The 24,660-nt window shown below is 48.3% G+C and carries 17 protein-coding genes; 10 read left to right on the top strand and 7 right to left on the bottom strand.

The genetic code is table 11. From position 1 onward, the window contains the following. Positions 1 to 147 precede the first annotated feature (147 nt). The 8 genes from aqpZ to MMG03_RS06770 all read left to right on the top strand — a co-directional run bounded on the left by aqpZ (position 148) and on the right by MMG03_RS06770 (position 14,128). The gene (aqpZ, locus tag MMG03_RS06805) at positions 148 to 867 is read left to right on the top strand and encodes an aquaporin Z (RefSeq protein ID WP_073160886.1); all 720 of its coding nucleotides are present in this window, start codon (positions 148 to 150) and stop codon (positions 865 to 867) included. A 206-nt stretch (positions 868 to 1,073) separates the two neighbouring features. Further along, complete coding sequence (locus MMG03_RS06800; protein ID WP_249505943.1) at positions 1,074 to 3,359, top strand: CotH kinase family protein; 2,286 nt, start codon at positions 1,074 to 1,076, stop codon at positions 3,357 to 3,359. 199 nt (positions 3,360 to 3,558) lie between these two features. After that, positions 3,559 to 5,631: an FISUMP domain-containing protein gene (locus MMG03_RS06795; protein ID WP_249505942.1), complete on the top strand. Its 2,073-nt coding sequence runs from the start codon at positions 3,559 to 3,561 to the stop codon at positions 5,629 to 5,631. A gap of 26 nt (positions 5,632 to 5,657) precedes the next feature. Continuing rightward, positions 5,658 to 8,474, top strand: coding sequence for an FISUMP domain-containing protein (locus MMG03_RS06790; RefSeq protein WP_249505941.1), 2,817 nt, complete (start codon positions 5,658 to 5,660; stop codon positions 8,472 to 8,474). A 62-nt stretch (positions 8,475 to 8,536) separates the two neighbouring features. Next, positions 8,537 to 10,663 carry an FISUMP domain-containing protein gene (locus tag MMG03_RS06785; protein ID WP_146741837.1) on the top strand — a complete coding sequence of 709 codons (2,127 nt, stop codon included), beginning with the start codon at positions 8,537 to 8,539 and terminating at the stop codon, positions 10,661 to 10,663. A gap of 100 nt (positions 10,664 to 10,763) precedes the next feature. After that, the gene (locus MMG03_RS06780) at positions 10,764 to 12,458 is read left to right on the top strand and encodes a diphosphate--fructose-6-phosphate 1-phosphotransferase (RefSeq protein WP_088666310.1); all 1,695 of its coding nucleotides are present in this window, start codon (positions 10,764 to 10,766) and stop codon (positions 12,456 to 12,458) included. Positions 12,459 to 12,790: 332 nt separating this feature from the next. Then, positions 12,791 to 12,964: a hypothetical protein gene (locus MMG03_RS06775; RefSeq protein ID WP_249505940.1), complete on the top strand. Its 174-nt coding sequence runs from the start codon at positions 12,791 to 12,793 to the stop codon at positions 12,962 to 12,964. Positions 12,965 to 12,976: 12 nt separating this feature from the next. Beyond that, entirely contained in the window at positions 12,977 to 14,128 is a 1,152-nt protein-coding gene (locus tag MMG03_RS06770; RefSeq protein ID WP_112132465.1) for an acyltransferase, read from the top strand. Positions 14,129 to 14,197: 69 nt separating this feature from the next. On the opposite strand, the gene prfB is transcribed toward MMG03_RS06770, so the two are convergent. Beyond that, a protein-coding gene (gene prfB, locus MMG03_RS06765; protein ID WP_249505939.1) for a peptide chain release factor 2 occupies positions 14,198 to 15,308 on the bottom strand; the annotation gives its coding sequence in 2 pieces (ribosomal slippage) (positions 14,198 to 15,235 and positions 15,237 to 15,308; 1,110 coding nt in all). A gap of 129 nt (positions 15,309 to 15,437) precedes the next feature. Continuing rightward, a complete protein-coding gene (locus tag MMG03_RS06760) occupies positions 15,438 to 16,439 on the bottom strand; it encodes a peptidylprolyl isomerase (protein ID WP_073238204.1) in 1,002 nt (333 codons plus the stop codon). 165 nt (positions 16,440 to 16,604) lie between these two features. Between MMG03_RS06760 and MMG03_RS06755 the strand changes: the two genes are divergently transcribed. Further along, a complete protein-coding gene (locus MMG03_RS06755) occupies positions 16,605 to 17,402 on the top strand; it encodes a hypothetical protein (protein WP_249505938.1) in 798 nt (265 codons plus the stop codon). Positions 17,403 to 17,488: 86 nt separating this feature from the next. On the opposite strand, the gene MMG03_RS06750 is transcribed toward MMG03_RS06755, so the two are convergent. Continuing rightward, on the bottom strand, positions 17,489 to 18,100 hold the full coding sequence (locus MMG03_RS06750; protein ID WP_073160969.1) for a trimeric intracellular cation channel family protein: 612 nt from the start codon (positions 18,098 to 18,100) through the stop codon (positions 17,489 to 17,491). A gap of 63 nt (positions 18,101 to 18,163) precedes the next feature. On the opposite strand from MMG03_RS06750, the gene MMG03_RS06745 reads away from it, so the two are divergent. After that, a complete protein-coding gene (locus MMG03_RS06745; protein WP_249505937.1) occupies positions 18,164 to 19,231 on the top strand; it encodes a hypothetical protein in 1,068 nt (355 codons plus the stop codon). A 44-nt stretch (positions 19,232 to 19,275) separates the two neighbouring features. Here the strand turns inward: MMG03_RS06745 and MMG03_RS06740 are convergent, their stop codons facing one another. The 4 genes from MMG03_RS06740 to MMG03_RS06725 form a co-directional block, all read right to left on the bottom strand. Then, positions 19,276 to 19,482, bottom strand: coding sequence for a hypothetical protein (locus MMG03_RS06740; protein ID WP_249505936.1), 207 nt, complete (start codon positions 19,480 to 19,482; stop codon positions 19,276 to 19,278). Between the two features lie 35 nt (positions 19,483 to 19,517). Further along, positions 19,518 to 20,255, bottom strand: coding sequence for an Rpn family recombination-promoting nuclease/putative transposase (locus MMG03_RS06735; RefSeq protein ID WP_249505935.1), 738 nt, complete (start codon positions 20,253 to 20,255; stop codon positions 19,518 to 19,520). Positions 20,256 to 20,631: 376 nt separating this feature from the next. After that, positions 20,632 to 21,927: an FISUMP domain-containing protein gene (locus tag MMG03_RS06730; protein ID WP_249505934.1), complete on the bottom strand. Its 1,296-nt coding sequence runs from the start codon at positions 21,925 to 21,927 to the stop codon at positions 20,632 to 20,634. 141 nt (positions 21,928 to 22,068) lie between these two features. After that, positions 22,069 to 24,582 carry a GH36-type glycosyl hydrolase domain-containing protein gene (locus MMG03_RS06725; RefSeq protein WP_073160936.1) on the bottom strand — a complete coding sequence of 838 codons (2,514 nt, stop codon included), beginning with the start codon at positions 24,580 to 24,582 and terminating at the stop codon, positions 22,069 to 22,071. Positions 24,583 to 24,660 lie beyond the last annotated feature (78 nt).

Raw genomic sequence — 24,660 nt, 5'->3', positions numbered from 1 at the left:
GCCAAATATAATATTTATGTAATATTTTGGAGAGGTGATACTAGTCACTAGCCAGCGATATACACAATTTGTATTTTAGAAAACAACCAAAAAACACTGCCCCCACCCCCATCCTAACCCCACGGGGGCAAAATATGGAGATGTAACATGAAACTGTTTTCTCGTGCAATTGCAGAAGCAATCGGTACTTTCTGGCTGGTCTTGGGCGGCTGCGGCTCCGCAGTCCTCGCTTGCGGCGTCCCCACAACCGGCATCGGTTACGTTGGCGTTTCTCTCGCCTTCGGTCTTACCGTTCTGACCATGGCCTATGCCATTGGCCATATTTCCGGTTGCCACCTGAACCCTGCAGTTACCCTGGGCCTTGTCATGGGCGGCCGTTTCTCTGCCAAGGAAGCTCCGGCTTACATCGTCGCACAGATTTTGGGCGGTATCGTCGCAGCAGGTATCCTTCTGCTGGTGGCATGCCCCAACCTGACTAACGCAGGCATCGGTGCCTTCGCCACTAACGGCTGGTCCGATTCCCTGGTAAACGGCGTGAACGCCTTCGGTGGCAAGGCCACTGGCATGGGCACCGCATTTATCGTCGAAATGGTCCTCACAGGCATCTTCCTGTTCGTGATCATGGGCGCAACCGATAGCCGCGCTCCCGCAGGCTTCGCCCCCATCGCCATCGGCCTCTGCCTCACCCTGATCCACCTGATTTCTATCCCCGTAACCAACACCTCCGTGAACCCGGCCCGTTCCACTGCAATGGCCGTATTTGTTGGCGGTGCAGCTATCAAGCAGCTGTGGCTCTTCTGGGTAGCCCCCATTCTCGGCGGCTGCATCGGCGGTTTCGCCTACAAGATGCTGGGCAAGTCCAAGTAATCGTCAAACGTACTAGCCCGCTCTAAAGGCAAAATAACGGAACTTTTAGTTTCTAGATGGCGTGACTTCGGTCATGCCATCCTTTTTTTTATGCCCAAAGAATGTAAAGAAAACCTTATAATTGTACTTATATGGGAATCTTTAGTTAATTTGAGGCTTGGTAGTGTGTGGTTTTGGATTGATTTAGTTTCACTTTGAGGTGTTTTGTGAATAAGAAAATCGTCCGTATGTCTGTAATGGCACGTTATGCCCTGGCAGGATCTTTAATTTTGGGTACAGCTCTTGGAACAACAGCCTGTTCCGACGACAGTTCAACCGGCGCTGATGATAGCACCACCGGAGAGCTGATCAATTCCAGCGAATCTAGCGAACCTATTTACGACGAAAACGGCAATATCATTTCTAGCGCAAGCGGAGATGTTTCCCCTGTCGACCCAAACAATCCTGCCCCCCTCAGCAGCGCCGGTGTCGTGGACCCGAACAATCCCTCCCCCAATTCCAACGGTTCCACGGAACCCACCCCGGTGGACCCCAATAATCCTGTACCTACCAGCAGCGCAGGCGTCATTACGGAACCTTCTTCCAGCGCCCTCAAGGAATATGACGACAACCACGCTCCCAAGGAGAGCTTCTTGCCGCCGGCAGGTTTCTATACCAGTTTGACCATCGATCCGCCTACCCCCCAAAAGGGAGGCCAGATCAAGTGTACCTTCGATGGCTCCTTCCCCACCCAGAATTCCGAAAGCATTACAGCAGCCAAGCCGATTACCGAAAACACCGTGATCCGCTGCTCTGAATTTGTAAATGGGCAAGCCGCAGATACAACAACGCAAACATATTTTATTAACGAAAATGTGACCATGCCTGTGGTCGCCCTGACGGTGAATCACCACGACATGTTCGACTCCACCGATGGCCTTTATGCTACAGGCCCCCTGACCAACAACCAGGGCGGCGGCATGTGGGATATAGGCGGTTTCGGTGCCACCGACAACAACAATCCCAAGTGCAGCGAACCCTGTAAGCAGGCCAATTTCTGGAAGGATACAGAACTCCCTGTCCATGTAGAATTCTTCGAAAACGGAAGTTCCACCAAGACCAAGAACTGGGAATTTGATGCCGGCATCTCTATTATCGGAAACTACAGCCGCTATAAGCCCAAGAAGAGCGTCGCCATCAAGATGGATAATGACAACTATGGCGACAAGACCTTAAAGTATTCCCTGTTCAAGACCCGCCCCGAAGCCAAGAAGTTCAAGGCATTCAACCTCCGCAACAACGGTAACCGCTTCTGGACAGACTACTTTGGCGACCCCATGCTGGTAAGCCTCATGGAAGGTACCGAAGTGGACTACCAGCGTAGCCGCCAGGTGGTGGTATTCTACAACGGCGAATACTTCGGCATCCACGACATGCGCGAACGCCTGAACCGCAGTTTTGCCGAAACCAACTACGGTGTCGACAGCAAGAGCATCAACGTTGTCAAGAACTGCAGCAACGGCGACGAAGGCTATCAGAATGGTTGGTGCCCCAGCGGTACCAACGGAGCCTCGGCTAATGAATTCGCACAGCTGGTAAATACGATTACCAGTGGCAACTTCGAAGGCGAAAACAACCAGCAGTACGAAGAAGTCAAGAAGAAACTGAACATAAGCAGTTTCGCCCAGTATATGATTGCCGAAATGTATATCCACAACGGCGACTGGCCCAACAACAACATCCGTTTCTGGGGTAGCCCCGCCAATGGCCAGCCCTTCAAGGCCATGATCTTCGACGTGGACCATGGTTACGGCTTTAGCCCGGGTATTACCGGCTTCGATACCGAAAGCCAAAATATGTTCCAGTGGGTTCTGGGAAGCGCAACCATGGATAACAACAATGGAGGCAACCAGGGTGGCAACCAGGGCGGCATAGGTGGTATCGGCGGCTTCGGCGGCGGTATGGGCGGCTGGGGCATGGGCTCCACCACCACACTGGGCAACATGCTAAAGAAACTCCTGGCCAACCCCGATTTCAAGCGTCTGTTCATTAACCAGTCCTGCATCTTGCTGAACAGCTACCTGACTTACGAAAAGGTCCAGGCCGCCGTACAGAATATGCTGGCCACCATTCCCAGTAGCGAACAGTCCCGCGACGAACAGCGCTGGCCCCGTAACCAGAGCAGCTTTACCTGGGCCCCCTCCGGCAGCGATTTGCTGCGATTCGCACAGAACCGCACCGAAACCACCCGCCAGGAACTGGCCAACTACTTCGGCCTTTCCGGTGTAGTTTCTGTAACCCTGTCTGCAAGCGGTAACGGCAAGATCTATGTCGATGAAATGGCCCTCCCCAGCACCACTTACCAGGGCAAATTCCTGGCAGGAAACCCGCTGAAGCTTACCGCCGTGGCCGTATCGGGAGGCGTATTCACGGGATGGTCTGACGGATCTACTGAGAATCCTCGCCTGGTTGAACCTAGCGCAGGTATGACCTTGACGGCTCAATTCAAATAAGATTTCTCTATCGGTTTAGAAGATTTCAGAAAAACGTGGTGCTTCGGCATCACGTTTTTTGCGATTTAAAGCACAGTTTAACACAAAAAAGGTTAACGTCCCTACCTTTTTTGTTAAAAAAAAATATCTTAATCAAGTGTGAATGGAGAATTTTATGATAAAGCATTTAATTTTTCCCTTTTTAGTTTTTTTGACGGCTTTGTGCTTTACGAACTGTAGTACAATTGAAATTAGTGCTGCTGACAAAAATATCGAAGATGCAATTGGTATTCACCACGATACCGTGTATACTACTGACTCCCTGAGACAATTCTACATCCTCAACGATTCCATCGACAATGTCGACACGGTAAAGTTGGATTCAATTAGGGCAGTCATTGTCACTCACAACGATACCATCTATCTAGATAGCATAACTTACCTGGTAGATTCCTCTGCCGCCAAGGAATTTGAAAAACTGGTAAGCCTGGATTCCTGCGCAAAGGAATGGGAAAACTTTAGGGTAAACATCCCCAAGGGAAAGACATACATTTGTAAAGATGGTTCCTGGTCTGTCTATGTAGACTACACCTTGAATAATGCGGCAGTTACAGGCATGGCCCAGAAGGGGCCTCTCGCCTACCAGTCTAACGTAACCATTACCGAATTAACCCTGGATTCCCTTAAAAAGACGAGTAATAGTTTCAGCGACAATATTTCTGGTAATATGGGGGAATTCGTGATTCCCAAGGTCACCCTGCAAAATCCCATTGTAGAAGTAGAAGCCGAAGGAACATTCCTTAACGAAGTTACCGGAAAGTGGAGTTTACAGAAGGTGACGCTCCAGGCAATTTCCAAGTTGAGCCACAAGGATTCAACTATCAGCCGCGACAGTGTCAACGTGAATCTGCTGACCCACCTGGAGTACCCCCGCGTAAAAAGACTGTATATGAAGGGCTACAGCGTTGATGCCGCCAAGAAGCAAGCTCAGCAGGAAATCATGAATGCACTAGGACTGGGAACTACCGTAGAACACGCCGAAGACCTGAACTTGTATGGCGAGAAAGAAGGTGATGGCCTGCTGATGGCGGTTTCGTTACTGTTCCTGAGAAATCTTGACGATTCAACCGCTTTGGCAAACATTGAATCCTTCCGCAATGACCTGGCGATCAATGGTGTCTGGAACGATTCTACATTGAAGAAGGATATGGCCGACTGGGCCTACAGATTTTACGTCGACGTTAAATCCGTCAATATATCCGTAAACCTAAGCAGTTGGAATATTGCGGGAATCTCTTCATATACAAATTATCTGAATCAGTTCTGGTCAAATAAGTATGGCCTGGGCCAATGCAACTCCTACAGAAAAAACATCATTCTTCACAACAAGTCTGTAGCGGCAAGTTCCACTGAACAGTACTATATCTGCAATGGCACCAACTGGCGCGAGGCAACCACCATTGAAAAAGACACTTATAAATGGAATTCCTGCAAAACCGGAGACATCAAGAAAGGTAATGTTACCGATTCAGTCTATGTTTGCGGATTAGGCAACAATTGGACATATGACTACATGCAAACCTTGTTCCAGATTTGTGATGAGTCCTCAATTGGCAAAGTTGTGGAAGACTCCACTGAAACCCTGTATATTTGTACGGAAGAAGGCTTTGTCCAATATGATGTTGATGGCGCATACGTACTTGACACTCGTGACGGCCAGATTTATAAGACGGCCAAGATTGGAACTCAAACCTGGATGGCTGAGAATTTGAATTTCGTGCCTACAGCTGAATCAGACCAAAGTTGGTGTTATGAAGGATTGGGCCCTGTTCAATCAACATCTCCTTGCTCCGAAAGAGGTCGATATTACCGCTGGAATGCCGCACTAAATAAGACAAGATCTTCTTGTGGATATGGAGTTAGTTGCACTTATTCAAACCCCATTCAGGGATCATGTCCTGTAGGTTGGCATATTCCCACATTAGAAGAATGGTATACTCTCATTAATTTTGTGATGAATGAATATTCCAATGCCGTTTTTGCATTAAACTCCACAACCACATGGACAAACTCCAGCTACGCCACCGATATTTATGGATTTAGCATTAAAGCATACGGAAGTAATCCATATGGAAATACTTCGTTCAGCAATGTGGGAACCCATGCAGAATTCTGGACTGCAGATCAGATATCCACAAGCAACAGCTATCAAATTTCATTCAAATACAATAACTACACAATAGAATCCTCAGACAAGGATGATGCCAGAAATATCCGCTGTATCAAGGATTAACCTAAAGGCGAGAAAAAGGATAAATTATGTTGAATAGAAAGATTTATACGATTTTCTTTGCTTTCAGCCTTTGGGCAGCTTTGTTCATTTACGGATGTGGCGATGACTCAACATCTAGTGCAACTGAACAAAATGGGAATGCATTTATATATGACACCGTGTATGTCAATGATTCCGTATTCAATATTGACACGTTAAAAATTCTTGATACGCTGTATCGTATCGACACGGTTTTTGTGGATTCCATCATTGGTGTCCTGGTGTTGAATCATGACACTATTTATTTAAAGGATTCCGCAGTCATTGCGGATACGGCAAAAATGAAATCCGTCCTGTCGTTCAAGGAACTCAAATACTGCTTTGATGAATGGGAAGGAAACCGCGTATACACCGTCACCAGTGGATACACCTATGTCTGTAAAGATGAACAATGGGTTCTTGACCGCACAGAACCTTATGCCCTGACAAACGGTACCATTACTGGCGTCGCCCAGAAGGGCCCCTTCATGTTCCATAGCGTAATCAATCTCACGGAACTTTACGGCGATTCCCTTTCAAAGACAACCCGTTCCTATACCGACGAAGTTTCTGGCAACAAGGGTGACTTCGTGATACCCGCCGTAACTCTTGAAAACGGCATCGTGTCCATGGAAGCATCCGGCCGATATTACAATGAAGTCACCGGCACATGGACGACAACTTATATGACATTACAGTCCCTTGTAGAAATTTCTGCAGGCGACCAGAAAAAGGTTGGACGTACCAAAGCGAACATCAATATCCTCACCCACCTGGAATATGACCGCGTATTAAAACTTTATCGGATGGGATATTCTTTAGCTGCTGCAAAAAAACAGGCACAGCAGGAAATCATGAACGCATTCGGGTTCCCCACCAAGATTACCAACGCCGAAGATCTTGACCTGTTCAGCACAGCCAACAACAACGGCGTACTGATGACAATCTCGCTGCTGTTCCTCAGGGATCTGAGCGATTCTCTTACCGCAGAAGAAATCAGTCATTTTAGGCAGGACATTGCCGAAGATGGCCTCTGGCAAGATTCTGCGCAGAAAATCGCCATGGCCGACTGGGCCTATAGTTTTGACAAGAACATTGTTCGCGCTTCGGTGTCCAGCTGGAACATTGCGGAAATCGCATATTTCGATAACAGTATGAATGACTTCTGGCAGAACGCCTATGGCATCGGAAAATGCACCTCTACCCGTAACGCCGAAGTCATGAAGAATCAGAATCCCAACAGTTCTAACAAGGACCGTTACTTCATTTGTCGCTATGGTTCCGCCTGGGATTCCGCAACCACCTACGAAAAGGATACCTATGGCTGGAAGAATGATGAAATGGGAGCCGTTAAAAAAGGTAGCGCAACAGATTCATTCTACGTTTATAATGGCACATGGAGCTATGACCCCTTGCAGACCTTGTTCCAGAAATGCGATTCAACTAAGATAGGCATGATTCTGCTGGACACTCTAAGCAATCTTTACAAGATCTGTAGAGAATCCGGTATTGATGATGCTACCGCCTTGGAATACAACACTTACCAATGGGAAGCAGGAACCCCAGGTGAAATCAAGACTGGTTCCGTCAACCCTGATTATTACTACTACTATGTAGCCGACAGCGCATGGCGAGAAGCCAAGACCGTCGAAGTAGACACCTACCAATGGGAAGACGGTGTTGATGGCGATGTGAAAATGGGATCCGTGAATACCACATACTACTATGTCTGGGATAGTGACGAATCCGCGTGGAGAGCGTCGGCATCAACTCAGGAATCCGACTTGGGCGCATGCACCCAGACAATCGAAGGGGTCTTAAAGACCTACGGTTCCACCTATTACACATGCCATAGCAGGACATGGACTTTATCCACTGATCTTGAAATAGATACCTATGGATGGGAAGCTGGTACGGACGGCGAACTGAAAATAGGATCCGTGAATACAAGAAACTGTTACATCTACAGCGTGGATTCCTGGCAAGCTACAGCAACAACCATGTGCGACACTTATGGCTGGGCCGACGGTACCGAAGGCGAATTCAAGGCAGGAAACATAAATACCACCATCATTTATGTTTGGGATAGCGATGAATCTGCATGGCGCGAAGCTAAGGATGAATTCGAAAAAAATTATGGCGCATGCACCACAAATCGAGAAGGCGAGGAACTCACGATTAAAGCATACACGGTTTCCTGTACAGAAAAGGAATGGGTTCGCGCTACATTTACAGACTCTAGAGATGGTCAAAAATACACCTACGTCACAATCGGCACTCAAACCTGGATGGCAGAAAACCTGAACTTTGTACCTACAGTAGAATCAGGACAAAGCTGGTGCTATGCAGGATCTAATCCCGTCCTATCCACATCGCCTTGCACAGAAAGAGGCAGATATTATCGCTGGAATGCGGCACTGAATAAGACAAGATCTTCTTGTGGATACGGAGCCAGTTGTTCTTATTCGACCCCCATTCAGGGATTATGTCCTGCAGGTTGGCACATTCCCACAAGAGCAGAATGGAATACCTTAATTTCATTCGTGCAAACAGAATACTCCAACGCCGTATATGCTCTCAGAGCCACTACCACATGGACAACCTCTGATAATGCCACAGACGATTACGGATTTGATCTTAAGGCTTACGGAAGCAATCCTTATAGCAATGGTTCGTTCAGCAATGTAGGAGCCCGTGCAGAGTTCTGGACAGCAGACCAGAGTTCATCAAATTACGGTTATTACATTTACTTCACATACAGCAGTAATTCAACAACTACCGCCGACAAGGACGATGCCCGTCCAATCCGTTGCGTGAAAGATTAAAAAAAGATTCTTTACAAAGTATCAATCATAAGACCTTTGGCGGGATTTTATATATTTACACCATGATTCCGTTCAAACTAATACATCCCCTCGTCATCGCCTTCACCCTCCTAACAGTAGCCGCATGCACCGACGACAGCAGTTCAAGCGTCGAATTCAGGGACGACTCGGACTCCAGCACCTCGGATTCGGGCAAGTCCGGCAAGAACGACACGTTCAACGAGGATATCAAATACGGCTCCTTCACCGACAAGCGCGACAACGAGCAGTATAAAACCGTGACCATCGGGACACAGACCTGGATGGCGGAAAACATGAGGTACAAGGATTACATGCCTCGTGGTTCACTTGTGATTGAAAATATATACGATTCCTTAGGAGAATGCCCCTACGGGGTAGCCAACTGCGATAGATACAGTCAATTTTTTAAAAAAGACTCTCTAAAGAACCATTGCCCCGATGATATAGAACATGTTCCCTACGAGAGCTTGATTGGCGGAGATTTTGATGCATATATCGAATTTATCACCGAATTTGATCGGGAAAAATTAGAGAATTGTCAAAAATACGGTAGGCTATACAGCCGTAAAATCATGAACGACATCTGCCCTGACGGATGGCACTTGCCAAGCGACGACGAATGGCAGCAACTGATTGATTTTGTCGAGATATATTCACAGGACGAAGCCGGAACCGTGTTGAAATCAAAATCAAAATGGAAAATCGAACACGAACATCCTGGAAAGGATTTATTCGGTTTCAACATGCTTCCCGTAGAAGATTCTTATTTTGGAACACGTACATATTTTTGGTCAAGTTCCAAGCATATAGATGATTTGGGAGATACAGCCTGTCAATCTAAATGGAAAGCGGTTTATTATCAGAACGGTTTATACAAGCTATGTTCATCCTCTGATTATGACAGAATTGCTATTCGTTGCATCAAGGATGCAGACAAACTAGAAACCGGAACAATAACCGATTCGCGCGACAATAAAAAATACAAGACCGTCAAGATAGGCGAACAGACCTGGATGGCCGAGAACTTAAACTTCGACACAGAAAAATCGTATTGTCCCGAAGACAATTGTGAATCCAACTCGCGTCTTTACACATGGAATGCGGCCAAGGAAGCCTGCCCCGACGGATACTATTTGCCAAGCGATGCCGACTGGAACAAACTTTTTGAAACTATCGGTGGCGCATCCGGTGCCGCAGGCATCCTAAAAGCTGCAGACAAATGGCCTGGCTATATCAAAAACAGTGATATTTACGGTTTCTCGATAGTCCCATCCGGTTTCCGGAACAACGACCAGATAAAGAAAACAGATCATTTTGCATTTTTCTGGAGTTCTTCTGAACAAGACAAAGAGCAAGCAAGCCATTGGTTTATTACCGACTACAGCAGCAGATTTTTCCACTCTAAAAACAACAAGGATGTGGCGTATTCGGTTCGCTGCATCAAGGGCTCCTTAAAAGAAAGCAGCGCCGATACCACGACACCGGATTTTACAGACCCCTCAAGAACGGTTCTCGGCACATTCATTGACAAACGCGACGGGCAAGAATACGCAACAACCACAATAGGTTCGCAAACCTGGATGGCAGAGAACCTCAATCTGGATTCTGTTGGCGGCACTTGTTTCGAATGCGAGAAAGAAAAATACGGCTACATTTATTTCTGGGGCGAAGCCGTAGACAGTACCGGTCGATACAGCGACAACGCCAAGGGATGCGGTTATGGAGTCAAATGCAATTTGTCCGAAAAGGTAAGAGGTATTTGCCCTGAAGGCTGGCACCTGCCAAAGCAAAAGGAATGGAGAACACTCATAGACGCCCTTGGAGGCCCCGCCATCGCTGCCGACCTAATCAGAACTATACCAGATCCCGAGACATGGGAGCCTTATACAACTAATGATAACGCTCCAAATCTAGACTATTACGGATTTGACTTAATTGACGTCGGATACAAGGTTGCAGACCCGCCCGACTCCAGCTGGCTGGGACAACAAGGATTTTATGGAAAATTCATGGCTGGCTATCGTACGCAATTTTGGACTGCCGATGAAATAGACGCAACGCTCGCATACGTAGTCGAAATCAGCATCTATTCCGATGAAGACGAAGAGCAGGCCGCCTATGAAACATCTAAAAGATTGGGCGGCTCGGTCCGCTGCCTAAAAGATTAAACCGGCGTTGGCGCAGCGATTGCAAATTACTATATTTCTCTGCGTATATTTTTTAACCCGTCTGTCGAAAAAGGCAGACTTCTAACCAAAGGAAGAAACAATGGCTGACAATCTGTCCGTCCTCGGCAAGGCTCGCAAGGCCTACCAGCCGAAACTCCCCGTCGCTCTCCGTAAGGGCGCCCTCAATGTCGCACTCAACAAGGGTAAGGCAACTGAATCTGTCTCTGATCAGAAGAAGATCAAGGCTCTGTTCCCCAACACCTACGGTGCTCCCTACATTCAGCTGAAGGCTGGCAAGGCTGCTGGCGAAGCTAAGGCTCTGAACGTTGGCGTTGTTCTTTCTGGCGGTCAGGCACCTGGTGGCCACAACGTTATCGCAGGTCTCTTCGACGGTATCAAGAGCATCAACAAGAACTCCAAGCTCCTCGGCTTCCTCGGCGGTCCGTCTGGCCTCGAAAACGGCAAGTTCATCGTGATCAACGAAAAGATCATGGACTCCTACCGCAACACTGGTGGATTCGACATCATCCAGTCCGGCCGTACCAAGCTGGAAACTGAAGAACAGTTCAAGAAGTGCATGGCTGTTGCCAAGGCTCAGAAGCTGGACGCTATCGTGATCATCGGTGGTGACGACTCCAACACCAACGCTGCTGTTCTCGGTGAATACTTCCAGGCTAACGGCGCTTCCTGCGTTGTTTGCGGCTGCCCCAAGACCATCGACGGCGACCTCAAGAACGAATACATCGAAACCTCCTTCGGTTTCGACACCGCTGTGAAGACCTACTCTGAACTCATCGGCAACATCATGCGCGATGCCAACTCCGCTCAGAAGTACTGGCACTTCATCAAGCTCATGGGCCGTTCCGCTTCTCACATTGCACTCGAAGCAGCTCTCCAGACTCATCCCAACGTCTGCTTGATCTCTGAAGAAGTCAAGGCCAAGAAGATGAAGCTGAAGCAGGTCATCAAGTATGTTGCAGACATCGTTGCTGCACGTGCTGCTGACGGCAAGAACTTCGGTGTTGCTCTCATTCCGGAAGGCCTCCTGGAATTCATCCCGGATGTTGGCGTTCTGATTTCCGAACTTTCCGAAGCCCTCGCTCACCACGAAAAGGAAGTTGAAGGCCTCGACACCGCTGCTAAGGTTGAAAAGCTCTGCCAGTGGGTTTCCAAGGCTTCTGCTGAAGTCCTCGTTTCTCTGCCTTCCTTCGTTCAGGCTCAGCTCATGCTGGACCGCGACTCTCATGGCAACGTTCAGGTTTCCCTCATCGAAACCGAAAAGCTCATCATCGACATGGTGAAGAGCGAACTCAAGAGCCGCAAGAACTTCAAGGGCAAGTTCTCCGCTCTCAACCACTTCTTCGGTTACGAAGGCCGTTGCGCAGCTCCGTCCAACTTCGACGCTGACTACTGCTACAGCCTGGGCTACACCGCTTCCGTTCTCGCTTTCAACAAGATGAACGGCTACATGAGCTCTGTCCGCGACCTGACCAAGGGTATCGAAAAGTGGACCGCTGGTGGCATTCCTATCACCATGATGATGAACATGGAACGTCGTCACGGTGCAGACAAGCCGGTTATCCAGAAGGCTCTCGTCGTTCTCGACGGTGCTCCGTTCAAGTTCTTTGCTGCTAACCGCGAAGAATGGGCCAAGACTGAATCCTACACCTATCCGGGTCCGATCCAGTACTGGGGTCCCAGCGAAGTTTGCGACGTCACCAACTTCACCATCAAGCTGGAACGCGGCGCAATGAAGGTTGCTGCTGCTAAGAAGGCTCCGGCCAAGAAGAAGTAATCGTTTCGATTGCCAACTTTAAAAGAGAGGTTCCCTCGCAATTGCGCGGGAGCCTTTCTTTTTTACCCTAAACACCTTTCTTTTGAAAAAAGGCAGTGGATATCACTGAATATCAAAGCAAAACACCGCCTTTTTATTAGTTTGTACACAAAATCAAGCGTATATTGTCCCAAAATCTTGTCAACAACTCCTTAAGGGCAGCACTTTTAGGGAAAAAAGTCATTCTCTGGTCATTATTTTTCAATTTACAATGCCGAAAGGCAGTGGAATTCCTTTTTTTTGCAGAAATCCACTGCCTTTTTTTTAATATTTCCCAAAACACGAGGTAACTTATGGCATGCGATAACTGCAAAATCCGCGCACAGTACGACAAGAATCCCAAGTCCCTGATTGGACGATTCTGGCATTTTCACACCAAGTTCTGCCCAGGATTCAAGAAGTATTTCAATAGCCTCAGCGCAGAACAGCAAGAAGAAATGCGCAAACATTACGATTTGAAATTCTAAATTTCAAACACGATGAATTCAGCTACAGAACAGAAACAGTATAAAAAAGCCTCGCGCGAAATTTACGCCGACTTGCTGCGCATACTAGCCGCATTCGTCGTTGTATTCCAGCACACGGTCACATCTGTTTGGTACACGGTTCCGGTTGACTCCAGTGACTTTGCCGCATTAAACTTTTTGAATAGTTTGAGCAGGTTCGGCGTGGGTGTATTCATCATGGTTAGCGGTGCTTTTATGCTTTCACCCAAGTACCCTCACCCACCTCGCAAAATTTTCACCCATAATCTCCCCCGTACTTTAGTACCGCTCCTGTTTTGGGTGATTGTGTACGGAATCATCGAGCAAGTTATTGCCGGCGGTGACGTTCTGGATTTGCTGTTGGCGCCCCTATTGCTGTTTACCAAGCCCGCTTCACATTTGTGGTTCCTTTATACCATTGCGGGCCTGTACGTTCTGACGCCGCCTCTGCGGGTGTTTACGGAACACGCCTCACGAAAGATGGTCCTGTATGTAATCGCCATCTTCTTCGCCTTTGGTTTGCTACTCCCGACTGCGGATCACCTCCTTGTAAAATTCGCCCACTTCAGGATGTACAAGAACTTGAGTATCCAGGGCGTAACCTCTTTCGCCGGTTTCTATCTCACGGGTTTCTACCTCGCCCACTTCGGGATTTCAGCCACCGCCCGCAAATGGCTGTACGGCGCCGCACTGGCTTCATGGATCATCGCCTTCGTGGCGGCCACCTACATTAGCGAGATGCGCAATACGCCCAACGAATATTTCTTCGGGAATTTCAGGCCCATGACCTTCCTAATGGCCGCAGCCATATTCGCCGCCGTCCGCGCAAAGTTCAGCCGCAAGCTCGACAAAACCCAACACGACAATGCACCCCAACACTGCGACAATGCCCAACACGGCAATGAGCCCGAACACGGCAGCCGTATCGCAAGCTGCCTCCGCTGGGTTGCCGCACTCACCCCTTGCATGATGGGCGTGTACTTGATCCACCCGCTGTTTATCAAAACGTTCTACGGCCTCAAATTGACGGTGCTGGAGCCCCACCCCATCATTACGGCACCTCTGGCCGCCATAGGCTTCTTCGGAATTTCGCTGGGGGCCGTTTACCTGCTCCGCAAGGTACCGGGAATCAGGAAGGTGTTGTAAACAAGAAAGCCCCGGACGAATCCGGGGCAAATTCTAGTCGTTGCCGAGCACCCTCGGCGAAACATTCACTTAGCCGTTCTGCTGTTCGCTGGTGCTAAGCAGGTATGCGTTAATGAAAGGCTTGATCTTGCCATCCAGAACGCCGGCGGTGTCAGAGGTTTCTACGCCAGTGCGCAGGTCCTTTACCAGCTGGTAAGGCTGCAGAACATAGCTGCGGATCTGGCTCCCCCATTCCACCTTCTTCTTTTCAGCCATGCGAGCGTCGCGCTTGGCTTCTTCTTCGAGGCGGTAATGTTCGGCCACCATGGTCTTCAGCATCTTGTAACAGGTTTCGCGGTTCTGGATCTGGGAACGTTCCGTCTGGCAGCTAGCCATAATACCCGTAGGCAAATGGGTCATACGGACTGCAGAGTCCGTCTTGTTGATGTACTGACCACCGGCACCGCTACTGCGGTAGGTATCCACGCGCACATCAGCCATATCCAGGTCGAATTCCACGTCTTCGTGTTCGGGGTACAGGTACACTGCGGTAAAGCTGGTGTGGCGACGGGCATTGGCATCGAAGGGGCTAATGCGAACCAGGCGATGCACGCCGATTTCGGAACGGAGCAAGCCGTAGGCGTTTTCGCAGGTCACTTCGATAGTTGCGCTCTTAAGGCCGGCATCTTCCGCTTCCTGGAAGTCTACCACCTTGAAGTCCATGCGTTCACGTTCAAAGAAGTGGGTATACATGCGGAACAGCATCAAGGCCCAATCCTGGGATTCGGTACCACCGGCACCCGGGTGGATAGACAGCAAGCAGGCGCAAGCGTCGTCAGGGCCATTCAGCATCTTCTTGAATTCCATCTCTTCGATCTTGGCCTTAAGGTCAGCGATATCCGTTTCGATGGACTTGGTCAAATCTTCGGACTCTTCGTCCTTGCTCATTTCATAAAGTTCGGCCAAATCATTGCAAATGGAAGAAACTTCAGTCCACTTGTTCAGAAGATCGCGAAGGTTGCCGATCTTCTTCATCATGCTCTGAGCCTTTTCCTGGTCATTCCACAGGTTCGGGTCGTTGGAGTCCTTTTCCAACACGTAAAGTTCTTCGGTCTTTGCCTCTAAGTCAAAGATACCCCCAGAGCTTATCGATACGCGCACGCAAATCAATCAGCCCGATATGTGTAGTCTGGAAAGCCATTCAAAATCTCCATTCAAGGTTCGAGGCCACAGGTTTGAGGCCCGGAGTAAAACTTCTATTAAAAAAAGCAACGGCTTGAATCCACCGCTGCCTTTTTCAATTATTTAAGCGGACTAAACCGTAAGCGGATTAGTTATTGCCGCCGATTGCCTGAGGCGGAGTGTACTTGGCATCAAGGTACTGAACCTTGTAAGTCTTGCCAAGGCCATCCAGGTAAGCCTTCAGCTGAGCCTGGCGATCCTGTTCAGCCTGCACGCGCAGGATGTAGTCGATCTGGTGCTTGTAGCTATCATACTTACCGTCATTACGTTCGGTAAGCATAAAGATTGCAACGCCGTCCTTGTCGGTGTAGACTTCGGTAATTTCGCCCACCTTGATCTTGGCAATGGCCTTGCCCAGAGCGTCGTTACCCTTAACGAACTTGGGAACCACACCGCCGGTCTTCTTGGCAGTCTGGTCGTCGCTGTACATGGCAGCCAGCTGTGCGAAGGTAGCCTTCTTGGAGCGAACCTGTGCTGCAAGACCCTTCAGCATATCCTTGGCGTCAGCCACTTCCTGAGCAGACTTGCCTTTGGTGCTGATCACGATACGGGCACCGCTAACGGAGTCATTAATGGCAACCTTAGACTTGTTCAGTTCCCAGAAAGCTTCACGCTGCTTTTCGGTAGGATCCTTAGGATACGGAACCTTCTTTTCGAGAATAGCTTCGCTCTTCAGCTGATCTTCGATCTTTTCCTTGAACTGAGCCATGGTGGTGTTGGACTTCTTCAGTTCCTTCTGGAAAGCGTCTTCGCTGGGGAACTGAGCCTTGAAAAGCTTGGTCAGGCTGTCGACCTTGGCTGCCGGAACCTTAATGCCCTGCTTCTTGCATTCCAGCTTGATAAGTTCCTGGCCAACCAGGTTGTCGATGACTGCGTAACGGAGCTGTGTCATCGTCTGGTCGTCAATCTTCTTGCCGCGGAACTGCTGTTCGCCGAGCATCTTGGCAAGGCTATCGATCTTGCCTGCAGAAATACCAGTCTTTTCGACACGAATCACATCCAGGCTCTTGGAATTCATCAACTGTGCAGAAGCGATGCTAGCAGTCAAAAGCAGAGCGGCAGCACCACGAGAAATCAATTTAAGGGACATTATATCATCCTTGTTAAAAATTTTCCGGCAATAAAGATAGCAAAAAAGAAGATGGGAAAGTCGCAAGACAAGGGCGTTGAACTTGTTTTCATTATTTTTCGTTAATAAGGGATGTAATTTTTTATTTTTCGCAGACAAGGAACGCAAACCTATAAGGAGAACATTGTGGAGCTGCAGCACAAGGATAGCACCCAAAGCAAGGGAACCTGCACATGTTCCTGGTGCAAGGGTTCAGGAAAGCGTGGTCGTAGAACGTGCCCGGATTGCAATGGTTTAGGAACCCTTTACCTGGTGGACTGCCCCGACTGCCTTGGAACCGGAGTTTCAAGAGACAGAGGCGTCTGCAAAACCTGCAAGGGCAAGAAAGCCGTCTCCAGCGTAGAAGCCGATAGAATCCATACAGCACGAGAAAAATACGACGGCTACTTGCAGAATCCCGCAGGCGTGTTCTTCAAATCCATCGCTTGCTATATCGCGATCGCCTTTACCGCCAGATCGGTATGGGACCAGATGTGCGTCACTCTAGAGTTCCTTTTTGATGCGGAGATGATATTCCCCTCCGGATTCATATTGCTCTTGGCACTAAGCATTCTCTTCAAACAATGGAATAACCTTATCAAGGGCTCCACCAACGATGCCGACGGCTCAAAACCGCGCACCATAGGAACAGTCCTTTTTATCGTGGGAATCCTGACCGCCATCATTGCAGGCCCCGTTACGTCAGACGGATTCGGCTGGATGGAAAGCAAGGCCCAAAACACTCTTAACGACAAAATCCTTAAGTCTAGTTCAGTCCAATGCCTAGAGGTAGAATTATCCAGAAAGGTCGACTACACCTACTTCGGCAAGGCCCAAATGAGTAACGGAGAATCAAAGGATATTGTCGCCCGATTCGTGAAGACAGGCCGTTCCCACACCAGGCACAGTCATCTAAAATTCAAAGTAACGGTCGACCTTCTGTAAAGAATCAAACAAACAACATAACAAAGCAAGCCTGTCAGAAAAGACAGGCTTGCTTTGTTTGATAAAAAAGTCAAATTTTGAACGATCTAAAATGTTTTTTCACGTGTCTTAGGCAATTCAAGTTTTTTGCGCATGGCCAAAAGACGAAGGCTAAAGGTAAAAGCCGTAGTGATTAAAATTCGCGGAGTACTGCCCAGGTTGGCAAACTCTAACACATAAAACAATATACCGCCAATCAGGGCCGCCGTTGCATAAAAGTCGCTTTTTAGCACCTGGGGAATTTCGCTGACCAGCAAATCGCGAATCAACCCACCACCAGCCGCAGTAATGGCGGCAAACAAAATAACAGAGTAAGGTCCAGCCGCCATAGCGCTAGCCTTTGCTGCACCAACCGCAGTAAAGAAGCCTAGCCCCAAGGCATCGGCCACAAGAATAAAAACTCGGATTTTCCGAATCTTCTTGCGCATGAGCAAGTAGAAAAAAGCTCCCACGATGCAAATAGGAAAATAAATCGGATTGGTCAGAGCCGCTGGCGGAGTAGCCCCCAGCATCACATCGCGCAGGATACCTCCCCCAACTCCCGTAACCGTGGCAAGCACAATAAGGCCAAGCCAATCCAGCCGGTAACGAACAGCCTTTTCCGCCCCAGAAATCGCGAAGGCAAAAGTACCCAGAATATCAAGAATCAAGAGAAGCATAAGTGAACGCAAATATAAAATAAACTATCTTGTGTTCGTTGGGAAAAGGAGTCGCAATCAGCCATGATCAACCAGGTAAATCTGAAAGACGAAAAGTATCTGCAGGAGTACGAAGCGCAAATTAGCAAGCTTCCTCTTGAGGAACTTTACGAAATCCTGGACATGATCCAGAAAGATCCTTCCCCGGAACGAATCAACATTGTAGAAGCACGCATCCGTTACCTCGAAGAACATCCTAGCGAAAAACCTGAGGGTCTGTTCCCCGACTTGGAAGAAAATGCAGAAGATTACATAAAAACTTCAGACTGCATCACTTGCCCTAAATGCCTCGGTCAGAAAAAGAGACTTGAATGGCTATTCGGCAAATGCAAGAAATGCGATGGAAAAGGGTTCATCCAAATGGCAATCTGCCCCGACTGTCTTGGGGAAGGCAGAGCATCCGACCAAACCATCTGTAAAACCTGCAAAGGCAAAAAGATCATTCGCGCAAACGAAGCGAAGCAGATTAAGTGGTATCAAAGAATGTGCCCTGAATTTGTCGCCAAGCCCGAGATTTTAGTTCTTTCCAGCCTGGCTACCATTGGAGCCTTGGCGTTCTGCGCCAGAATCCTAAGCGGGTTGTATTTTTTAGACCGGCATTTTTTGGAAACTACAGAAGGGCATTGCATCATTGCAATTCTAGTAATCGCCCTCATCTGCTTTGGAATTATAGCAGAAATACTGCTTCTTGGATCAAAGCAACTGCCCGAAAGAAATCACATCAGAAACATCTACATTCTTCTCATCATTGCCGCATTGGGAGCAATGGTCATTGCGGGCCCTATCACGGGAAGCACCTGCGTCCTGGAATACAAGGCAAAGGAATACCTGTGCAACAAGATGGAATGTACACGAGTTACAATCCATAAAGAACTATCCGTTTCCGACAGGGAACAAGAACTTCTCAAGGACAGCCTGAATTTGCACACGCCATCCTTCTACAAAGGTACCGCCTATTTCAAGAATGGCGATTCAACGGAAGTCTCTGTAATATACGATCGAACATCCCTCACCAAACATTCGGTAACAGGTCGTTTCTCTATTCCATATTACACAATTACATATCGAATCTACGCCATTCCGGGTAAGTAGGATTGATTAAGTAATCAGCAAAATCGAATACTTTCAAATTTTACTTAAGACAGTTCCTTTTGAATCTTAAGGACCTCGTCAAGAGGAAAATCGTTATCTTCGGCGATTTCCTCAACTGTAAGCTTACCACGTTTCAGAGACTTGATTACAGCGGAATGCTTAGCTTCGGCAAGACCTTCGGCACGGATTACATCGGCAACAGACACAAAGCCGTTGCGCTTGCGTTCTGCCATAATTTCTGGACGGTCCATGATAGCCTCCCTGTATTCCGAAGATGATTCCTCCCCTAAGTATAGCAAAACTTCTTGGATAAAAGCGTGCAAGGTGAAATTGCAAAAATAAACTTGTTTATTTTTATAATGGAACCGTAGCCGCGGACGCCAAAGGCGTCAAAGCTATCGTCAATTTTATTTTTCGGGTTCGTAAAATATGCCACGGCCTTGTCCATGAGGGGCTTGTACTTTTCGGCGTTGAACACATACTTCATGGCAACAAGGGCAAGCGAAACGTATGGATCCAGCCGGTTGAAGTCAATGTTCCCCACCTCGTTACCCACATTGATCATCTCGATTTTGAAGGGATAGCCAATATCGTGAAAATATTCCGGGTACTTGGCATAAAGTCTTGTCTTCAACGGGTTCCACTTGATTTCGCCGTTATAGACGATTACAGCGACCATGGGGCAATCTGGGCGGCTGAGGCGGAACAGTTCGTAAAAGTAGTGTTCCAGCTGGGAGACCACTTCGTTATCGGGATACGACTTGTGTTCCAGAACAAGGCCTACAAACAGTTTGGCCTTATTGTTGGAATTCTTGATTTTCAGGGTGAAGGTCAGGTCGGCGGAACCTTTGAGGCCATGGCGGTTGGTTTCGGTGCGTTCAGCACGCATGGTCTTGAGGTCAACCACCTGCAAAAAGCGGGCTAAACTTTTGTTCTTCTTTGCGGCGAGTTTAAGCAGCGAAGCTGCGCGTTTGGGTTCCTTGAAGGCTGTCTTGAAGATGCCATCGTGGTCTTTTGCATTCATAGATTTTCCTTTCCTTGCAAACAAGCGTAAACTGCAAGGCATATTGAGTTAAGTGTGTGCGATGGATTCGCACGGAATGTAATTTAGGAAAAGTCAAATGACAAAAGATGACATTTAAAGAAAATTGAAAAAAAAAGGCTATGTTCTTTCAAAGTGTAGATGTAATATAACTATCTAAAAAAACACACCCTATTAGAAACTGAGATTTACCTACCTAAAAACTGTATCTTAGATACTTGGTCTAACCTAATTTTTGTTGGGTTAGACCATTTTTTAGTATTTTTTCAGCAAATTCAACATAAAATGGCAGTCCTACACATTAGTAGAACATAGCCTATTTTTTTGTTAAACTTTTTGGTAGATGATTATTAAAGGATTAATAATCCTTTACGCAACGAACACTATAGAGAATATGCTTCCCTAAATGATCATTATCCCCGAACCAAACATATTTATCTGTAATGGTAACCGCATAAGTTCCAATAGCACTAGACTCATTAGGGAGCAAGAAATACGCTTGCATCCAACTAAGTTCATACGCTCTCATTTTGAAAAGAACCGACAAACCAAGCAAATTAGCGCCAGCCATATCCAGCGGAGCCCAGTTCACTTTCGAGGCAAGACTAAGCCCCCCTCTAGACGTAAAATTTTTCCACTCATAACCGTTCATAATATGCCAACCTTCTGGGCAAATTCCCTGATGTATGCGGGTATCGCCACCAACGGGATCTTTCCAAAGAACGGAATCATATTTGGCAGGCAACCCCATTGCCTCGCTCCAGGCATATTGACCACCCCAGCCATTATTACAAAACCATTCATCATTTAAATCACAGTATTTTTCCACCTTGTTGTCATCGCGTACAAGGACACTAGTATCTATCATCACCCCGTAATTCAAATTTTGTGCAAAGGCCTCAATCACAACACCGTCAACAATATTGCCATCATCATCATGCTTATGAAGAATTAAAGTTTTATACTTTTGATGGTCACGGGGATCTTCAAACTCTCCATATTCTGTATACTTTGTATCAAAAAGGCTATCCATATTGGGGTAGACCTTGGGTAAATCAACATAGACAATTGTATCTACAACCCAGTCGTTATTTTCACAACGATAATATTTTATTCCCCAATCCTTTACAACCGTATCCCGATCACCTTCGTTACAAAAAAGATACTCAGAAGAACTCGACTCAACCACCGACGAACTACTATTCTTGCCACTTACAGAGCTAAAGTTCATTTGTTCACTACTTGAATCAGACTTAACAGACGAAGACGAGACCAGACCACCACCAGAGGATGTTTCTTTGTCCGTAACAGAACTAGAGGAGATTGCGTGTTCACCATCGCTACTGCTTGAAATTTCCGCCACAGGTTCCGGTCCGGCACCGCTGGAACTGTCGTCACAGGCTGTAAAAAAACAAAGCGCGGCAAATAAAGCACCGACAAAGATCCTTCGACTCCACTCCGTTCCGCTCAGGATGACACTAGAGGAAGAACTGCCGGGATCCTCGGTCGGAGACGAAGTTGTCAAGATTGAAGAAGACGACACTTCAGCGGGATTTTCATCCCCAGACGAACCATTCGCAGAAGTACTGTCATCGCAGGCCACAAGGCCCAAAGCAAACGCACAAGTTCCAAGAGCAAGAAAATTCTTTTTCATGAGAGACCTCTAACCCACAATTTCAAAAATATTCTACGGACAAATCTACAAACTCCAAATAAAAAAGAAGCCCGCCTTTGCAGACGAGCCTCTTTAATGTCTGGATCCTTCGCCTTACGGCTCAGGATGACACTTCTGGAATTATCCCAGAGTTACTTCAACCTTATGAACGCCAGAAGTGAACACCGGTGCGACGTTGGAATCAACTTCCTTACCGTCGACGACCATCTTGGCAACGCCCTTGCAGACGTGCTTCGGGTTCTTCACGGACACTTCGTAGGTAGCGCCACGGAACTTACGGGTCACCTTGAATTCGCCCCATGCGGACGGAATGCAAGGATCAACGATCAAGCCCTTGAAGCTTGCGCGAACACCGATGATGAACTGGGTAGCAGCCTGGTAGGTCCAAGAAGAGGTACCGGAGAGCCATGCGTTACGGCCCATACCGAACTGCTTGTGTTCGTCACCGAGGATGTTCTGCGGATAGCAGTACGGTTCGGATTCGAATTCGTCAAGCTTGACGTTCTTTGCAGCGGGGTTAATCTGGTTGTAGTACTGGAATGCCTTGTCGCCACGGCCCAAGATGGTTTCAGCGATCATCACCCACGGATTGGTGTGGAGGAAGATACCGCCGTTTTCCTTTGCTCCGGGAGGATAGGTGGAGATGCCACCAACGGTCGGATCGAAGCCGCGGTAACCCGGAGTAGAGCTCTTAACGCCGTTAGCGGTGTTCAGGAGCTTGTTCAAGCTGTCCATGCCCTGCACTGCACGTTCGCCATAAGCGATACCGGACATCACAGACCAAGACTGGCTGTTACAATAGATCTTACCATACTTGGCCTTGTTGGTACCGTATGCGGTGCCGTCCTTGCCAAACCAGCGGATCCACCACTTGCCGTCCCAAGCGCAGTCGTTGAATGCCTTCTTGACATCTTCGTACCAGCCCTTGTACATTTCGACAGATTCCTTGTCGCCGAGAGTTTCGCAGATGTCCATCATTTCGAGAAGGGCCTTTGCGTACAGACCGGTGTTGAAGGAGGATTCTGCACCCAGCGGCAGGTTCATGCAGTCGTTCCAGTCAGCGAAGCCGAGGAGCGGAAGACCGTGCTTACCGAGGTGAGTGCGGCTGAAGTTGACAGAACGCTTGAGGTGTTCGAGCACGGTGCCCTTTTCACGCTGAGCGCGCTTCTTGCCAGCTTCGTAGAACGGAATTTCTTCCTTGAGGAGTTCCAGCTTGCCAGTTTCCTTGAGGTAGTTGGCAACGGTGAGAACGATCCACAGGTGGTCGTCACCATACCAGTCAGCGTAAGCCGGGTTGCCGTTTTCATCGAGCACGCCCTTCTTTTCGCGGGAGTCACCGGCGTTAGCTTCGTTGCCGTTGTCTTCTTCAAGAGCAAGCGGAGCGTACTGGTGCATAGCGTTACCTTCCGGACGCTGTACGGAGAGCAGGTTCTTAGCGAGAACCAGAGCTTCTTCCGGCATGTGGCTCATAACGCCCATGAGGTCCTGGCTGGAGTCACGGTAACCGATACCGCGGCTGGTGCCGTAGCCTAGCTGGTACAGGGACAGGTAGCGAGACCAGTTCTTGGTGGTGTGGCACTGACGAGGATTGTGCACGTTCACCATGGAGTTGAAAGCTGCATCCGGGGTTTCCACCTGGATGGTAGAGAGGTACTTGACCCAGAACTGAGCCAGATCTTCGAAAGCCTTGTCGACGTTCTTGAGGTCGCGGTACTTCTTGATAGCCTTAGCAGCAACCTTGAGAGACTGTTCCTGACCGAGCTGAGTGCAGGTACGGAAAGTCTTCTTGGCAGCGATCTTGCCAGCGTGGATCATGAGAGCTGCGATATTGTCGCCGCGGTCGCATTCGCTGTTAGAAAGTTCCTTGTTCTGGAGAGAGAGCGGATTTGCCCAGGAACCCATTTCGTTGGAGCCCAGGAACACGCGACGGTCGCCGTCGAAGCTCTTGATCGGGCAGTCAGCGGTAACGTAGTTCACGGCGAAATCACGCTTCATGTAAGCGTACTGTTCGAGAACGACGTGGCCAGACTTTTCGGGATGAGCCTTGAGAGTCATGGTCTGGGGAACCCAGTCAGCGTTGGTGAGCTGCTTTTCAGCTTCGAAGTGGCTGAATTCGTAAACGGGGATGATATCCACTTCCTTGGCGGCACCACCGAGGTTGGTCACCTGGATGTCCTGGAGGAGAGTGTTAGAGCCAGTCGGCACGAAGATGGTCACCTGAACGGCGAGACCGAAAGCTTCTGCATTCCAACGCATGTAGGACAGACCAACGTGGCATTCCCACTTGTCCATCTTGGTGAGGGTCGGAACTACGAACGGAGAGAAAATCTTGTAGCCCTTGCCATCCTTGACGCGGATGTACACAGTGCTTGCCTTGAAGTCAGAGCAGGGCATCTGTGCAATGTACTTGGTAATACGGTTCAGAGCCGGGTCGCCCTTGCAAACCAGGGTACCACCGGTAGTATCAACGATACCGCCGAAGTTCAGAGTACCAACATAGTTGCACCACTTGATCGGGGTTGCCGGGTTGGTGAGAACGTATTCTTTCTTAGCGTCATCGAAGTAGCCGTACTTAGCAGCGGCCTTAGCGGTCACCTTCTTTGCAACGGGCTTCTTTGTCTTTGTTGTAGCCATTTTATCTCCGTTAGAGGGGTTAGTAAAAATTTTGTTAAAAATTTAGAAATAAAAAAAAGAGGCATGAGCTTTTTAAGC

The sequence above is a fragment of the Fibrobacter sp. HC4 genome, assembly GCF_023373925.1.
Lineage (GTDB): Bacteria > Fibrobacterota > Fibrobacteria > Fibrobacterales > Fibrobacteraceae > Fibrobacter.
This window is presented reverse-complemented; position numbering and strand designations above follow the sequence as displayed.

What these genes read in the sequence shown, in the direction of transcription:
- aqpZ (WP_073160886.1), top strand. Translation starts at nt 148, where the DNA reads ATGAAACTGTTTTCTCGTGCAATTGCAGAAGCAATCGGTACTTTCTGG.
- MMG03_RS06790 (WP_249505941.1), top strand. Translation starts at nt 5,658, where the DNA reads ATGTTGAATAGAAAGATTTATACGATTTTCTTTGCTTTCAGCCTTTGG.
- MMG03_RS06785 (WP_146741837.1), top strand. Translation starts at nt 8,537, where the DNA reads ATGATTCCGTTCAAACTAATACATCCCCTCGTCATCGCCTTCACCCTC.
- MMG03_RS06780 (WP_088666310.1), top strand. Translation starts at nt 10,764, where the DNA reads ATGGCTGACAATCTGTCCGTCCTCGGCAAGGCTCGCAAGGCCTACCAG.
- MMG03_RS06775 (WP_249505940.1), top strand. Translation starts at nt 12,791, where the DNA reads ATGGCATGCGATAACTGCAAAATCCGCGCACAGTACGACAAGAATCCC.
- MMG03_RS06770 (WP_112132465.1), top strand. Translation starts at nt 12,977, where the DNA reads ATGAATTCAGCTACAGAACAGAAACAGTATAAAAAAGCCTCGCGCGAA.
- MMG03_RS06760 (WP_073238204.1), bottom strand. Translation starts at nt 16,439, where the DNA reads ATGTCCCTTAAATTGATTTCTCGTGGTGCTGCCGCTCTGCTTTTGACT.
- MMG03_RS06750 (WP_073160969.1), bottom strand. Translation starts at nt 18,100, where the DNA reads ATGCTTCTCTTGATTCTTGATATTCTGGGTACTTTTGCCTTCGCGATT.
- MMG03_RS06745 (WP_249505937.1), top strand. Translation starts at nt 18,164, where the DNA reads ATGATCAACCAGGTAAATCTGAAAGACGAAAAGTATCTGCAGGAGTAC.
- MMG03_RS06740 (WP_249505936.1), bottom strand. Translation starts at nt 19,482, where the DNA reads ATGGACCGTCCAGAAATTATGGCAGAACGCAAGCGCAACGGCTTTGTG.
- MMG03_RS06735 (WP_249505935.1), bottom strand. Translation starts at nt 20,255, where the DNA reads ATGAATGCAAAAGACCACGATGGCATCTTCAAGACAGCCTTCAAGGAA.
- MMG03_RS06730 (WP_249505934.1), bottom strand. Translation starts at nt 21,927, where the DNA reads ATGAAAAAGAATTTTCTTGCTCTTGGAACTTGTGCGTTTGCTTTGGGC.
- MMG03_RS06725 (WP_073160936.1), bottom strand. Translation starts at nt 24,582, where the DNA reads ATGGCTACAACAAAGACAAAGAAGCCCGTTGCAAAGAAGGTGACCGCT.